This window comes from Acinetobacter haemolyticus (assembly GCF_003323815.1).
GTDB lineage: Bacteria > Pseudomonadota > Gammaproteobacteria > Pseudomonadales > Moraxellaceae > Acinetobacter > Acinetobacter haemolyticus.
This window is the reverse complement of sequence record NZ_CP030880.1, coordinates 2,652,730-2,669,164: the sequence shown is the minus strand read 5'-3', so window position 1 is coordinate 2,669,164 and position 16,435 is coordinate 2,652,730. Positions and strand designations below refer to the sequence as shown.

13 protein-coding genes are annotated in these 16,435 nt (G+C 38.6%); 9 read left to right on the top strand and 4 right to left on the bottom strand.

Annotation, left to right across the window (positions count from 1 at the left end; translation table 11 throughout):
- The first annotated feature begins 134 nt into the window (after positions 1–134).
- The 3 genes from DS737_RS12245 to DS737_RS12235 all read left to right on the top strand — a co-directional run bounded on the left by DS737_RS12245 (position 135) and on the right by DS737_RS12235 (position 3,037).
- Positions 135–584: a hypothetical protein gene (locus DS737_RS12245; protein ID WP_004638076.1), complete on the top strand. Its 450-nt coding sequence runs from the start codon at positions 135–137 to the stop codon at positions 582–584.
- Between the two features lie 227 nt (positions 585–811).
- Positions 812–2,044, top strand: coding sequence for an iron-sulfur cluster carrier protein ApbC (gene apbC / locus DS737_RS12240; protein WP_004638077.1), 1,233 nt, complete (start codon positions 812–814; stop codon positions 2,042–2,044).
- Between the two features lie 117 nt (positions 2,045–2,161).
- Positions 2,162–3,037, top strand: a complete 876-nt coding sequence (locus DS737_RS12235) for a 5'-methylthioadenosine/S-adenosylhomocysteine nucleosidase (protein WP_113997644.1) — start codon at positions 2,162–2,164, stop codon at positions 3,035–3,037.
- 74 nt (positions 3,038–3,111) lie between these two features.
- Here the strand turns inward: DS737_RS12235 and DS737_RS12230 are convergent, their stop codons facing one another.
- From DS737_RS12230 to DS737_RS12215, 4 genes are all read right to left on the bottom strand, one after another.
- A complete protein-coding gene (locus DS737_RS12230) occupies positions 3,112–5,124 on the bottom strand; it encodes a TRAP transporter permease (RefSeq protein WP_113997643.1) in 2,013 nt (670 codons plus the stop codon).
- Positions 5,121–5,597 (bottom strand): DUF1850 domain-containing protein, encoded by a 477-nt coding sequence (locus DS737_RS12225; protein ID WP_113997642.1) that lies wholly within the window; start codon positions 5,595–5,597, stop codon positions 5,121–5,123. The genes DS737_RS12230 and DS737_RS12225 overlap by 4 nt, the downstream gene beginning before the upstream one ends.
- Complete coding sequence (locus tag DS737_RS12220) at positions 5,594–6,598, bottom strand: TAXI family TRAP transporter solute-binding subunit (RefSeq protein WP_113997641.1); 1,005 nt, start codon at positions 6,596–6,598, stop codon at positions 5,594–5,596. The genes DS737_RS12225 and DS737_RS12220 overlap by 4 nt, the downstream gene beginning before the upstream one ends.
- 151 nt (positions 6,599–6,749) lie before the next feature.
- A complete protein-coding gene (locus DS737_RS12215) occupies positions 6,750–7,292 on the bottom strand; it encodes a DUF2062 domain-containing protein (protein ID WP_004638082.1) in 543 nt (180 codons plus the stop codon).
- Positions 7,293–7,594: 302 nt separating this feature from the next.
- Between DS737_RS12215 and DS737_RS12210 the strand changes: the two genes are divergently transcribed.
- The 6 genes from DS737_RS12210 to DS737_RS12185 all read left to right on the top strand — a co-directional run bounded on the left by DS737_RS12210 (position 7,595) and on the right by DS737_RS12185 (position 16,350).
- Complete coding sequence (locus DS737_RS12210) at positions 7,595–8,188, top strand: LysE family translocator (RefSeq protein ID WP_004638083.1); 594 nt, start codon at positions 7,595–7,597, stop codon at positions 8,186–8,188.
- A gap of 100 nt (positions 8,189–8,288) precedes the next feature.
- Positions 8,289–8,858, top strand: coding sequence for a dCTP deaminase (gene dcd / locus DS737_RS12205; protein ID WP_003653416.1), 570 nt, complete (start codon positions 8,289–8,291; stop codon positions 8,856–8,858).
- Positions 8,859–9,407: 549 nt separating this feature from the next.
- The gene (locus tag DS737_RS12200; protein ID WP_017394971.1) at positions 9,408–11,567 is read left to right on the top strand and encodes a hypothetical protein; all 2,160 of its coding nucleotides are present in this window, start codon (positions 9,408–9,410) and stop codon (positions 11,565–11,567) included.
- 14 nt (positions 11,568–11,581) lie between these two features.
- Entirely contained in the window at positions 11,582–12,334 is a 753-nt protein-coding gene (locus DS737_RS12195) for a hypothetical protein (protein WP_026070326.1), read from the top strand.
- Positions 12,335–12,376: 42 nt separating this feature from the next.
- Positions 12,377–14,833, top strand: a complete 2,457-nt coding sequence (locus tag DS737_RS12190) for a hypothetical protein (protein WP_017394973.1) — start codon at positions 12,377–12,379, stop codon at positions 14,831–14,833.
- Between the two features lie 104 nt (positions 14,834–14,937).
- Complete coding sequence (locus DS737_RS12185) at positions 14,938–16,350, top strand: hypothetical protein (RefSeq protein ID WP_157786582.1); 1,413 nt, start codon at positions 14,938–14,940, stop codon at positions 16,348–16,350.
- Positions 16,351–16,435 lie beyond the last annotated feature (85 nt).

Genomic DNA, 16,435 nt, shown 5'->3' with positions numbered 1-16,435 from the left:
GGATATGAAATGAATCTTCCTGTATCCCAATTGTTTCAATTTGCAGCAATCACTAAAAAAATCATCTAAATGCGCTATAAATAAATCTAGCTCCAACAATATGTACTTTGCTTATTCGTTAGTGAGGAAATACCATGACAAATGACAAAATTGATGAATTAAAAACTCAAGCAGCTGAATTGGGTGATGATCTTAAACACAAAGCAAAAGAAGCTCAGCTACAAGGTGAAAAAGCGGTTGATGACTTAAAACACTCTGCTGAAGAGTTGAAATTAAAGGGTGAAAAAGCACTCGATGATTTAAAGAGAGATGTATCGGAGCAAGGCTCTGAAACTAAAGATGCTTTTTCAAGCAAAGTGGATGAGGCGAAAGCAAAACTAGAAGACACACAGCATAGTCTTCAGGAAAAGTTTGATCATTTAAAAGAAGAAGCAAGTCATAAATTGGACGATGCGAAAGCAAAAGCGGCTGAGTTAAAAGATGATGCTGCTGCCAAGTTTGATGATTTGAAAGCTCAAGCGAGTCACAAATTAGATGATTTGAAGAAAGCTGCAACTGATACCATTAATAAGTTCAAAGGTTGATGCTTAGCACTTTTTGAATAAATCTAGACGCTGATATTGACTGAAGAAAGTGCATTTAAAAAATGCGCAACAATCTTCTAAGATATGAGCGTCTATTTTTTATATTTGTAGCTTAAGTAATGAATTTTAGTCTGCAACGTGATTCATTTATAAAGTGGCAACCGCTATTAATACTGCTAAACTAACCAAACTCAGTGATATGTTGACCTGTTTTTGGAGTAAACAAAATGTCGTGGCTTTCTTCCTTAAAATCTGTTTTTTCACCAGCTCAAGAGGTGAAGGAAGACGAAATTCAAGCAGTGCTACAGAATTATGTTTTGCCAAACTCTGAAAATGCTTTAAAAGATCGAATTAGCCAAGTCAATGTACAAGGTCGTATCTTACAACTGACCATCAATACATACCCGCAAGAAAAAGATCATTTGCAACAAATTCATGACGAGTTGGCTGATGCTTTGGAAAAATGTGGAATCCAAGAACTGAATCTTCATATTATTCAACAAAAACATGCCGCACATGGAGAGGCGGGGCATAGCTGTTCATCTCAACCTAAAGCTGAAAATAGTAATAAGTTACCGCCTGTGATGGATGCTTCTCCAAAAGCTGAGGAAGATCCAAATAATCCTCCAATCCAGAAAGCCGCACCACAGCAACGAGATGTGGCACCACATCCACGTATTCAAAATGTGATTTTGGTGTCTTCGGGGAAAGGTGGTGTAGGTAAATCAACAACCACTGTAAATTTAGCTTTGGCACTACAAAAACTTGGTTTGAAAGTTGGTGTCCTTGATGCGGATATTTATGGCCCAAGTATTCCAACCATGTTAGGAAATGCAGGCCGTACGCCACAAATTGAAAATGAACATTTTGTTCCTTTAGATGCCTATGGCATGGCGGTTATTTCGATTGGTCATCTTATTGGGGCGAACAATACGCCTGTGGCTTGGCGTGGGCCTAAGGCAACGGGTGCATTGATGCAGTTATTCAATCAAACATTGTGGCCAGATTTGGATGTATTAGTGATTGATATGCCGCCAGGCACAGGTGATATTCAACTTACTTTAGCGCAGCGTATCCCTGTAACTGGGGCTGTAATTGTCACCACACCACAAAATGTCGCGCTCATGGATGCCGTGAAAGGGATTGAATTATTCAATAAAGTGAATATTCCTGTACTGGGTGTGATTGAAAATATGTCAACGCATATTTGTTCGAACTGTGGACATGAAGAACAGATTTTTGGTATCGGTGGTGGCGATCAGCTTTCTGAACAATATGATATTCCATTGTTGGGGCGTTTACCCTTAGACGCAAAAATCCGTGAACATGCTGACAATGGTCAACCGAGTGTCGTAGTTGAAGATGATGCAGCAGAAAGTTATATGAATATTGCAGCAGTAGTGCTGGAACAAATGAATAAATTACCTCAGCGTCAGCGGGACGATAAGCGTATTTTCTAACAACGCCTAGCCCAACAAAATTGTTGGGCTTTTAATTCTGTGCTTGTAAAAATATAACGTTTAGTAAAAATTGGCATGTCGATTGCTTCATCTCAATTTTAATTTGAGATGAGTTTTATGAAGCGGTTGAAATATGCTGTCGGTATTGTAGGTGTTTGTGCTGCCTTTTTATTCAGTGCATGCAATAGTGATGAATCTAAAAAAGACAATGAACCCCAGCAGCAAATGAAATTACAACCTATCGTGATCCAAGGTGCATTACCCGTAGAATCTGAACGCATGGCTGCAAAGTTAGATCATGTAACTGTTGAAACCATTGGTGGTTGGAAATTTTGGAAAGGTACCTACAACGGCTATCCAATGATTATTTCTAAAACACGTATGGGGATGAGTAACTCAGCAGCAGCGACTGCGATCGCCATTCAAAAGTACCAGCCGATAGCTATTATTAACCAAGGGACATCTGGTGGTCATGATCCTGAATTAAACGTTTTTGATATTGTTCTCGGAAAATATACGACCAATATTGGTGCATTCAGAACACCACAACAACCGATTGGTGGTGGATCTGATGCATTAACATGGCATGAAGCGTTTGATGTGTTGCCGGAAGATGAGTCTGATCCTGAACCAATTGCTATACGCAAGTTCGAAGGTGATCAAGCATTATTAGTTGCGGCTTATAAAGCTAAAGTGAATTATACAAAAGGGAGAGTAGTGGAAGGAACGATTGGTTCTGCAGATGTTTGGAATAATGAATTGGATCGAATTAAATTTTTCCATAACACATATGGAACTTCAGTTGAAGAAATGGAAGCTGCATCAGTTGCGCAAATTGCTCATCAATTCAATGTACCATTTCTTGGGATTCGGATTTTATCTAATAATATAACCAATAACGGTGCTTATGATCCTGCGACAGGTGAAGCATGTCAGGACTATGTATTAGATGTTGCAGAACAATACATGAAAGCAAAAAGCGAGTCGAAATAAAGCTTTGTATATTTCATATGGAAAGAAAGGCGGTCTTGACGACCGCCTTTCTGAAATTTGCTTAAACTTCGAGTTTAAATGTTCGAAGATGATGGACTTTCTTTCTTGGCTTGTAAAATATTCATTGCAATTGAAAGACCGACCATCACTATTCCGATCAGATCAGTTCTGCCCTCAGGCATAATCATCAGCAACGCACCGATCCCTAAAATTAAACGCCAAACTAGATTCATTGAGGTTTTAAAATAACCCTCTACCGCAGCACCTAAAGCCAAAATACCGACAATTGATGTAACCGTAATACTGACAATACTCCAGATTGGTGGAAGCGCAAACTCGCGTGCATTCAATGCAATATTGGTCGTATCAATCATTAGCATTGCAGGATTATAGACAAACAAGAAGGGTACGATAAAGCCTGCTAGAGACAATTTGAGTGCCTGAAAACCAGTCTTCATCGGATCACCACCCGAAATACCTGCACCAGCAAAAGCTGCTAAAGCAACAGGTGGGGTAATATTGGCAAATAATCCAAAATAGAAAACGAACATATGAGCAACGAGGATAGGCACATCAAAATGGGCCAAAGCAGGAGCAGCCATTGTTGCAGTGATAATATAAGCTGGAATAGAAGGTAGCCCCATACCTAAAATCATGGAAGCGACCATAGTAAATAATAAGGTCAGGAACAGATTTCCTGCGCCAACACTCATGATATAAGAGGTCATGACCGATCCGAAGCTGGTTAAGCTCACTACACCAATAATCAAACCAACCACCGCACAGGCAGACATCACTGATAAGGATTGTTTTGCACCATCAGCAAGCGCCTCTAAAATCTGTTTGAATCCCATACGCGTGGTTTTGCGGAGATTGGCAACTACGATTGTTAAAAGAATCGTGTAGACGGCTGCATAACTGACAGGCATAGATTGAAATAAGAAAAAAACTAAAGCCACGATTGGAATCAGTAAATGTCCGCGTTCTTTTAATACTTCTTTAACGCGAGGAAGGTCAGCTTTAGGCAAGCCTTTTAAATTATCCCGACCTGCACGGAAGTGCACTTGGGAGATTACCCCAAGATAATAGAGCAATGCAGGGAGTACAGCAGCAAGAGCAATAGTGCCATAGCTGACTCCTGTTGTTTCAGCCATAATGAACGCACTCGCGCCCATAATTGGTGGGAGAATTTGTCCACCAACCGAGGCACTGGCTTCCACCGCACCCGCAAAATTCTTTTGATAGCCAATTTTCTTCATTAACGGAATGGTGAAGGAGCCTGTTCCCACCACATTTGCGACCGCTGTACCGTTAATACTGCCCATAAATCCACTAGAAATCACAGCAACCTTTGCAGGGCCACCTTGTTTATGACCTGCTAAAGCCATTGCGAGATCATTGAACAGTTTGCCCATACCAGATTTGGCAAGAAATGATCCAAATAGGATAAATAAGAAAATGAACGTGACCGATGCACCGATGGCTGATGAATACAAGCCCTCAGTTTTTAAATACATTTGACCAAAAATATCGCTCACACTATATGGTCGAGTGAGTAAACGGTCAGGCATCCAATTAAAATGACTAATAAATGGATAGGCGAGAAAAACCAAACCTAAAATCGGGAGCATCCAGCCCATGATTCGTCGTGCCGCTTCAATGACTAACACAACTGTCATGATTGCAAAAACGATATCTAACGTATTGGGAATACCTCCACGAGAGGTCATGATATTTTGATATTCAATCCATAAATAGCCCAGTGAGGCAAAGGAGGCTAACATTAAAATCCAGTCATACCATGCAATATGCTGTCGATCACTACTTTGTCGTGCAGGATAGAGTAAGAAAATTAGTGCTAAACCAATAGACACGTGTGCTGAACGTTGGATCAGTTCAGGTAACGGGTTATAGGTAATAAATAAATGAAAGAGTGAATAACAAATTGCTAAAACGGTAATAAAGAGGGCAACAGATTTCTGTTTGGGTGTGCGAGTAACCGATTCCTTATCAAACTTTTCTAATAATTCTCTTTGTTTGGCTTGATCACTCTGTTCTGGTGTTGCACTGTTATCGGGTTTATTCATCTACATTCTCCTAACCACCAGATCTTCCATAATGGTGTGTACGTACTCTTAAACTGCACAAGGCTATAATCAGGCAGTTCATTTGCAATTGCCCATGTCGTATTGTTCCAGGACAGTTGACCTTGCATATTTCGTGAAACAGTCCAATTAATCTCTTTCAGTTTTTGATTTACAGCCATTCTGATCACGCCATCTTTTTGAGAAATAATGGGGTAATCGCTTGGTGTACCAGCGCCAAAAGAAATTAGATCGGTATAGACCAAACGGAATGCATTTTTTTCACGATGATAACTTTCCCGCCATATTGTTTTTTCGACAGAATGTCGCCATTGCAAGTTAAAGTCAGCTTCACGAATGATGCAATTATGTTTTTCACTCATCACATGTGTATTTGCAATTGGATAACTGACCAATAAAACAATACCAAAGGCTAAACAGAAAAGTGCAGCCGAAGCTGCACTTATAATTTTCATTGAGCTGTCGCGACCTCGTCGTAGTATTTTTTAGCACCTGGATGGAGTGGTGCGACTAAACCATTTTGAGCACCTTGCAAAGTGATGTCTTTTGCTGCTTGGTGAGTATTGGCTAAAGCATCTAGGCTTTCGAAGAAGGTTTTAGTCAATTTGTAGACATCATCTTCAGATAAATCAGAGCGAACGACTAAAGCATTCATGATTGCTGCAGTTGGAATATCCTCAGCATTGTCATAGGTTCCTTTCGGAATAATCATTGGTAAGAAATAGGCCTGATCTTTGGCAATTTCTTTAATCTTATCAGGATTGATACTGACCAACTGTAGATCATAACCACGTTGCAATTCCATCAGTGACGAGTTTGGAATACCACTGGTAAGGAAGGCTGCATCTAGTTTTCCACCTTTCAATGCATCCGCCGCTTCGGCATAGCCTAAATAATCTACTTTTACATCCTTGTAGGTAATACCAAAACCATTCAACAAAGTACGAGCATTGACTTCAACACCTGAGTTCTGAGCACCAACTGCGATACGTTTACCTTTCAAATCCTCAATATTTTTAATTCCAGATTTCTTTGAGGTTACGATTTGCACATAGTTCGGATAGAGCGCTGCGATTTGCTGAACATTGGTGATTTTATCTTTAAAGCTGCCTTGTCCATTGATTGCTTCGGTGAGACTGTCGCTCATCACAAAAGCCATTTCTACTTTGTTTTGCTTTAATAAATTTAGATTTTCTACAGAAGCACCTGTGGTCTGCGTCTTAGAATTAACGCCATACGTTTTATGGTAAATTTCAGCCAAATTTGTTGCGATGACATTATATGGACCTGAAGCTCCACCAGTTGCAATATTAACAAATCGTGTTTCCAGTTTATTGGTGCTTGTCGTTGCGGTACTGCCTTCTTGGCTTGCATTTTTATTGCCAGTATTGTCAGAACAAGCAGATAAACCTGTTATTGCTAAACCGAGTAAAATGAGTTGGGGCCATTTTTTCATTACTATCTCCTGTTTATATGCACACCATAAATCCATCATTTGGCTGCTTTATTTAATATTCAGTACATTTTTACGCAATTAAATATGTTCTACTCTTACCGTATTCTCAGGGGGATGGCAACTTTTTTTACAGGTTTTTAGACTAAAGAATTTATCTTGCTGAATGGCGTGATTTCCATTTGCGGATCACCATCCAACGCCAGATTAAATGTGTAGCAATATAAAATAATAGTGCGAACAGAACGGCTTCGATGATGAGCCCTGTAATTAAGATTTTGGCTAAATGCAGATCAATATGTCCATGACCGAAATTTTGTAACCAGTTAAGGATCTGATGTAAGACGCCAAGTAGCATGTCTTTATTAATCATATTGACGTGGAAAATTTTTGCACCAAACCAAAAACCTAAATATAAAATTGGGACGATGGTCAATGGATTGGTTAGCCAAGCCATACATAGTCCAAGCGGCAAATTTACTTCAAAATATAAAACCGTGAGAATTATGAAAAGGCTGTGGAAAGGAACTGGTAAAATTCCCCAAAATGCCCCAAGACCTATCGCTTTTGCAATCGAGTGTCGATTCACATACCAAAGCAATGGATTCAAGGTGCGAGTGCCGAATATTTTCATAAGTTTTAAATCGGCAATTTTTTCAGAGGAAGGAAGCCACTTTTGGAAGAATAGCTTAGGCATAAAATGGGTAAAGTGATGAGAAAATATCATCTTTATCTTAACAGTCGTTTCTTAGCTCAAACTTAAATTATGTACAATAAATGTTTGATTTTTCATGTTGTAAAAGCCAAAGTGCAGAGTGGGGTGGTGAATAAATCTACGATAATGAGATGGTGACTTACAAGTTGCTAAACATTGACTCTTTAAAAAGATAGTAAATATAAAAGCTTAGCTGAAAGGTAGACATGACTCCTTACAGATATTTTTTGCTATCATAGTATTGTTTAGATTAATCTAAAAACCTCTCTTAGTGAGGTCATTCAATGATTTCATGGTTTTTTATCGGTTTGGTTGCCACGATCTTGTTCACACCAGGTCCAACCAATACTTTGCTAGCATCTTCAGGTATCCAAGTCGGCGTACGCAAATCTTTATTGCTCATACCCGCAGAAGCGATGGGTTATATCATAGCGATTAGTGCGTGGGGTGTGTTGATTGGTACTGTCTCTGCTACCTTGCCATTGCTCCCAACATTCTTAAAATTATTGAGTGCGAGCTATATTCTTTTTCTAGCTATAAAATTATGGCGTACAGCAGACCAACAAGTTGCATTGAATCAGCCAACGATCAGACCACGAGAGCTTTTATGTGCGACATTGCTGAACCCTAAAGCATTATTGTTTGCGTCAGCAATTTTCCCTGCAAGTGCTTGGACGAGCCAAGAAATATATTTGACTCATATGAGTACTTTCGTTGGGCTAATTGTTCCGATTGCCATGTTTTGGATTGCCGTTGGGGCAGCTTTAGCAACGAATAAAGTTGGATGGTTATCTCAAGCCAAATTACAAAGGACCGCATCTATTGTGCTCGTGAGTTTTGCGATCCCGATCAGTTATTCTGCACTTTCTAAACTCTAGTCGTCATATCAGATTGCTGATAGATCAGCATTGTTTTCATTGGCAGCATTTTACGTTAAAGTAGCCACCAATCATCAACTTCGTTTTTGGATATAAAGACATGGCAATAAAATCTGATCGTTGGATTCGTGAAATGAGCGAAAAACACGGCATGATTGAACCTTATGCAGAAAATCAAGTTCGTTTCGATGAAAACGGAGAAAAGTTGATTTCCTATGGGGTATCAAGCTATGGCTATGATGTCCGTTGTGCGCGTGAATTCAAAGTATTTACCAATGTACACTCTGCAATTGTCGATCCAAAAAACTTTGATGATAAAAGCTTTATTGATATCGAATCTGATGTTTGTATTATTCCACCAAACTCGTTTGCTCTAGCACGTACGATTGAATATTTCCGTATTCCACGTAATGTACTTACTGTATGTTTAGGGAAGTCAACCTATGCGCGTTGCGGTATCATTGTAAACGTTACGCCGTTAGAGCCTGAGTGGGAAGGTCACGTTACCCTTGAGTTTTCAAATACCACAAATTTACCTGCACGTATTTATGCGGGTGAGGGTGTTGCTCAGATGCTGTTTTTTGAAAGTGATGAAGTATGTGAAACATCATACAAAGATCGTGGCGGGAAATATCAAGGTCAAACAGGCGTGACACTGCCGAAGACTTAAATTTTCAGGGCGTTTATTATTATAAAAAAATTTAACCATTGATCATTCGGTCAATGGTTAAACTATCAGAGTAAAGTATTGGTTTTGAAGCAGTTGCTTATATTGTTTTTTAAGAGATCCTTTTTACATATAAAATTTTCCTTTTTATAAAGCTAAAGAAAGAATTGTTTTATTAACTTAATTGATACTCTATTTATATTGGTATTTGGAAAAAGTCTTTTATCTCACATAGAAGAATAGTTGATGTCTAGTGTGATGCAGCTAATTAGACCTAAGTTCAATTTTCGATTGGATGGAGATTTTAATTTTGTTCTGATCTTCATTTGTTCGTTGATAAATTCGCTTATCGGAAAAATGTAACATTTGACCACTTTATTTTGCATTTGTGTAAATATTCGGCATAATGAAAAATGAGAATGGTTAGGCAAAAAATAGCCTAATAAGTTTGAGTGTGGCTCGGAAGCTGAAAAATCTTAATTGATTTGGTCACTCAATAGGACGAAAGAAAAATAAAGATGGTGCGGAGCATCAGTTGATAGGATAGTCATTATGGTTAAAGGTACTTCTACGGTAGTTTTTAAACAAACTTTGTTGGCAAGTTTTATCGGTTTATGTATGAGTCAAACCGCTTTTGCGCTACAAGAAATTTCCGATGAAGGACTTAGCCAAACAACAGGCGAAGGCATTGCTTTTTTACCTGAGAATTTTTCTATGGTAATGCAAAAAGCAGAAAACGATGCAGCTAAATGGGATCATACGGATAGAAGCTTAGATACAGGTTATATTCGTTATATTCCTGTTGGACCATTATCAAATATGGCTCCGACTACAGCTGGTAAAGCTGACTTATATTTATATGGATTAGCGATTTCCAAAGGCGATAACGATTTAAACAATCGTCTAGGTGGCGTGATAGGGAGCTGGGGGACAGCAGAAAACCCTTGGTTATTTAAAGTTCAAACCGATTCTAATATTCCAAATTTTGGTAGCGTATCGACACCCTCTAACAACTGTAATACGACACCTGATGCTTGTAAGGTAACTTATTTGGCTTTGGAAGCACCACGTTATCATATCACTAAACCAACAACAGTAGCTTCTGGTGCAGATGCATATGACCTAAAGCTTGCTTTTTGGGCGGATGCATTTGTACGTGACCCGAGACAGCCTGAGAAAACGTTGGACACTGGTGCAAGTGCTGCTGATGTTGCTGCATCTACTCAGTTCAATTTAAATGGTGCAGATCGGGCTAATCGTTTACGTTTACAAGCAGTTTGGGATGGTTTTAGCATTAATGGCAGCCAAATTCAGATGTTTCAAACCCTAGGTGGGGCCGTTGGAAATGCATCAGGTGGTTACATTAAGGATACGTCTTATAATAATACCTTGGGTATGGCAGGTGTATTACGCTTTAATAGTGGGGATACAAGAAATCTAAAAGCCACAATAGTTGACAGTACTGTGGAAAATACTGGAACAATATCTAATTGGCAGCAAATTCATCAGGGTACAGATCCTATGTTTGGTTCAGTAGGCGGGGGGTGCAATAATGGAGGAGCAACAAATACAAGTTTTAATACCTCAGCTGGTTGTCAATTTGTTATAGAAAGCCAATCTAGAACTGATTCTAAGACACGAACTCGTTCGTGGGAACTACCGACATCAGGTGTTTTGCGATTCAGTACTAGAGAAACTGGAATGGTTCAAAATAAGCTTGACTCACCTGCTATAAATGGCGTAACAGCTCCAAACTTTGATGAGACAGAGGGGTTATATTTATATGGCGCGAATATTAATCTTGTTTTAGGTACGTTATACCAACCTCTAATGGTCAACAAAGATGTAAATAGTAATAACCTAGTATTAGAAATAGCTGCTATACCAAATAAACCTGATTTATATAAGCGAATTTATACTGCTTATGATGGTTTCTTGGGAGGAGCTAATAAAGCTGATTATCAGGGGTCAACCTGTAGTGTCTATGCATGTGGTAAAAATTCAACAGCAACTTATCAGGGTACAAATGCGACACATAGTAGTATTAGCATTGGTTCTACTGAATATAATGCTACAACAGGTTTAATGACAGCATATAAAGGTGAAGGCGCTGTAGGGGTTTCTTTTGGGGCACTGCAGAACAAAACATTATCTGCTTCTACAACTTTTACTGGAACTCAAGTGCGTTATCAACAACGTCAAGTAGTGAATGACAGTTGGCGATCTGCATATTGGTGTTCTAGTACTTTTATTGTTTGTACTGGATATAGTAGTGGGAATGCAAACTTATATCAATGGGAGTACTGGACCGGTAATGGATTTGTGAAAGGTGGAACTGCAGTTAATAAACCAAATGATGCAACATGTAGCGGAACTGGCTGTAATCAATCTTCATCAATTACTGGTAGCTATGATGGTTATACATATCCTACATGCCCTACAAAAGCTAACTGTGGTGACTTTTATGGTACTACATCAAATCGTAACTGGAGCACTTCGGGGGCAGTGTGGAGAACTGGAACAAATGCTGCTTTAGATAGCCTTATGGGTAAAACTACTGGTTCAAGTGGCTCAAGTGGTTATGTGATTTCAGGAGCGAATATGGCTCCAATACCCGTAGTGGCTAATCCTGAACCTCTCCATAATTTAGGCTCAGCTGTGATTGATGGTATGTTGATCCAACACATGAAGATTACTACTAAAGGGCTATAATACAGGAGAATATTGTGAAAAAAATAATAATGGTTTCTGCTTTATTGTACAGTGGTATGGGCTACGCAGGTTTAGAGGCATTAGATAATGATGCTCTGCAAAAAGTGCAAGGTCAAGGGGGGGCAGATCTTTCACTAAGTTTAAGTCTTAATCATGGTATGAGTGATAATGGAGCAAGTACAAATCTGCTTTCTAATTTTTGTAAAACAAATGTGGAGCAGTGTCGTCTAGCAATTTCTTTCAATAACCGCTATGACAATGGTGATTATATAGATCGTGTAACAGGTAAAGCTTATAATAAAAATGGTATTGAAATAACAAATGGTGTGCCAACAGGTAATAAACTTTGGTTAGTATTTAAAGGTATACAAGGTACTATTGATATTCAAAAAGTTGGTTTAGATGGCGCTGATTTGACATATAATAATGGCAATACAACCATTGTAAAACCAGCGATTCAGCTCAGTTATGATCCTGAATTACCTATCTTAATTAGGAATTTTGGTTTTGATGCACTTTCTATTGAAACGGATAAAGATGATACTCCAGGCTACTGGTTGGCTAATAATTATAATGGTGGAAGTGGATTAAACAAATTTACAAATGGTAAATATGACTATAGCTCAGGAGCTCCTTCGGGTTATGGTCCAACTTCATTTGATCATGGGCGTGAAATTGGCTTTACAGGTATGCAAATGAATGGCAACTTGTCATTAACTGGCACTGTTAAGATTTTTGGTTGCGATGGTTCTCACCCTCGTTGTTGATCAGTTATGTGAATATAACAAATAAGGATAAAGGACTAGAAAATGAAAAGGAATGTTCAGCCACATAAACAACGCTATTTTGCACTTAGCGCACTTTCTGCCAGTCTAATGATACTTTCTCAGTCCATTGATGCTTTACAAGTTTTGGATGATCATGATTTACGTACTGTTAATGGTCAGGATGGTTTAAGTATTCACACAACATATGGTAATGCTGCTGGTACGACGGGTATAGATATAAAAGAATTGTATTGGGAAGATAAAACAGGAAATCCATCCACAATAGTAGGTCAACAAACTTTGCGTGCCTCTGCAAATAACGTGCAGATAAGAGATAGCAATATAAATGATGGTATACCTTTGGGTACAAAATATGAAATTAATGTAGGTGGAGAGGGCTCAAGCACAGGCATTGATTTAAATATTCAGACAAATCACTCATTAATCACAGTAGATAGTTTCACAATTTGCTCAAATCTTGGGTGTACAGCTAATGACAAATCCTTGGGAAAACTGGGTATTCATTCGACGACCCCGATAGATTTGCATTTTAAAACGACTGATGGTTTATTTAGTAAAGATGGTATGGCAGAAATGTCTTTGGGGCTAAAGAATACGAATATTTATTTGGGACAAACTCAAACTGGTATTTCAGGGCTAAATCAACTGGTTCTAAAGAATTTTAATTTCAATTTTAATGCCAAGGGCAAAATGTATGTCGATCCTGTTAAAGGTTTATATCTAGAAACGGGTTCTCAAGGCTACGTAGATTTTAATCGAGTAGTAGATTCAGGAGCATTTAGTGCTTCAGGAGTAACATTAGGAAGTTATCCAGTGCTTGGTAAGCCAAGCAATGCTGGTGTAAATTTAGAACTGATGCTCAAGTCCAATACAGCTGTAGATAATCTTTATGGATTAGATAGTAATAATAATCCAGCAGGCGCTACTGGTCTGATTCGTGTTGGCGCAAGTGGTCGTATGGTTAATGGATTTCTTCAATTAAGAGGGATAAAAGCGGACGAAACTGTTAACGATAATATCTTAGGATTAGCAAACTCTTCATCAGTCAATACAAATCTTAAAAATACAGTAATAGGCGATACAGGTATTGGCTTCCGTATGCGTGGGGAGTTTACCAATTCAAACGATGGTTCGGGTGGCGATCCCACTAAATTAGAAATTGGTGGTGCTGGTTTAAACACTTATGGTTTTGAATTTGGCAATTTATCTGCTTTACAGTCTGGTTCTACTAATCGTGCTTATTTTGATAGTGGCAATATCTATGTCAATTTAGTTGATACGAAAACCTTGACGTTGCCTACGAATTATACTTTTCAAAATAGCCGTTTTGGTGGATTAAATAATGAAAAACTTACTAGTAATGCTGATTATCAACAGGATATACATAAGTTCACAGGTGCAAACCCATACAGCATCGTGATGGCGATACGCGGAGCAGAGTTTCAAGCTGTTTCTAGACAGGGCCGTTTTACGAATAGTGCTACGGATGGCTCTATTGTTGTTCCACAAATTACTGGTGCCAATGCAGGTGTTAATAATTCTTGGGGTTTAGCGTTACCATTTTATAATATGAATGCAAATATTGGTATGTATGGAACGGAAGTAGCAGCAGACAATGCCTATTATTTTACTATAGAAAATGATCCAATCACCGAGCTTAAATTTCAATCTAAACGTAATGTTGTTGCAAGCGCAGGAACTACTCAGCGTCTAGGATTTTCTCTTGCAATGAGCACAGAGGGGATTGATAAAACTGCTACTGGCGTAAATATTGGCAATAAAACGACATCTATTTTAGTAATTGACGGTGCAAATAACCCTCGAGTAAATAAGCCAACAGATTATTACATGGGAATTCGTAATATAGACATGTTGCTAAAAGGTGCTGGTTCTGTCGGTTTGGAAAATGGTAGCTTTAACATGAGCCTAAAAGACATGTTAATTGTTATGGCTGGTGAGATCGCAGCTGGTTACTTACCAGGCGCGGATTATAGAACTTGTCCCGCAGGTGCCTTATGTACTGCTCCATTAGATAATTTCGCTAGGTCTGAAGATGTATTAATGGGGGTGAAACTGCGCTTGGGGGGAGAAATGAACCTTTCATTGATTCCAAATAGTCAATATAAATCAAATGGATTAGGCAATCGTTTAAGTATTGTTGGTGATCTTAAATTAAATGCAAATAGCAAAAACACGATTCAAATTAGTGATCCTGCAGATGGTTCTATTTTAGGGCTAGATAATATATCGGGAAGTTTGCAGTTTAATAATGCGATTGTAATTGCCCCTAATAGTATGGGGGAAGGTATGGTCGGTTTTAATACTGGCTTGAGAATTAATCCAGAAGGAATGAAAGAAAACGTTTTACAAATAAAAGATGTAAATTTTTACCCTGCAACAGGTACTGCTCAGCGTTTGGGTGAAATGGTATTTACAGGCGGTACTCTGAATAGTCGTTTTAATATTGTGCCACGCTAGGAAAATGGAGTAACAAGATGAAATATTTAGCAATATTAGTTTCAGCTACTATGTGTGGATTCATCACTACGGCTGTGGCGGCAAAAACGATATCCCATGACAAGATGATTAAATCTGATACAGGCTTAATAAAGCTCCCAGAGCATTCGAATCTAGTTAGTTTAAATGATGAGGAGCTTTCACAGACACAAGGTCAAGCGTTGTTCAATCTACAATACCTTAGACCTGGTGACTCAACCAACTATTATAATAGTAGCAACGGTAATATCGGTTTCTATACATTGGGGATGGAGGCTGAAGTCAGTTTGAATGCTAATATTAGAAATTTACAATTAGGTTGTGGTGGAGTAAATGGTGCAAATGGTTGTGATGTTGAAATCCAGAATTTTTCTCTAGGTTGTATTGCGAATGCAAGTGGAACTTGTATTTCTTTACCTACAACAACTGTTGGTAGTGCATCTAATACCGCGAGACATACAACGAGCAGTAGCACAGTAGCTGATGTACTTAGTAATCAACAGCAATTAAAAGATTTTGTACTTACCAACCCTTTTTATCAGTTTGCCATACGTAATCCTGAAAGCGCTTCAACACGGGAAGTAGTCGGGTTGCGTATCGGTGCTGCTCATGCAAAAGGACCGATGAGTTTTAATGATATTATAACTTTCTCTGGTTATCTGTCTGGAACTGCTGATATTACAATGCAGAAAAAGAATAATTTAGCTTTTACGAAAGATTCGGATTATATTGATAGCGCTGGAGAGCGAAGTACAGCATTTCCGATTTATCCAGATCCAAATTGGCCTGGACCTGGACCTGGCACCTGTACAGGAGGTGGAACTTCTGGCAGCGGACTTAGATGTGCAACAGGAACGCTTGGGTTAAGTAACTGGGACATTGTAAATATTTTAGGTATTAAAGTGCAAGGTAAGGAAGTACTCGCAAATTTATCGAGCGATGTAGAGCGGCAATGGGCGGTATCAGGCGCTGGTAATCGTTTTGGTTCTGCTTTTATTCGTAATGCTAATTTGGCTAGTGTGGTTGATGAAGTTGTTGATTCTGTTAACAATATTACAACTTCTACGTGGATTCCTGATTTCATTACTGAAGCTTTGTTCCCAGCTCTAAAGAATGATGTGAAAGCAAAAGTCAAAGAACAGTTAGCGAGTGGTTTGGGTATTTCAACCTCTCAATTATCAAATTTTGATTTAAAATATAACCTTAGTAATGTAGGTTCATTAGATATTGATTCCCCTGCATTTGGTATTACCTTGCAAAAGGAAGCTTTATTCTATCCTGGTTATGTAGAATATAATGCAAACAAACAAGCAACTACTACGCCTGTTGCTATGCCTCGAGGTTGGGCTATGTATTTGCCAGCGGCATTTACACTAGATATTAAACAACCACTAGATATGTTTACTTCAACTATTTTAGGTGGTTCTGCTGCTGCAGGAAACATTGTTGGCTTGCCAGCACCTTATCGTAACTGTTATGGTGATTTAACATTCTGTTAAACTTCAGTTGGTTTAATTGATCGGAATTAGGCAATATTATTGGCCCGATCAATTAAACTGTGTTATTTTTATGTTTGTATTTTAA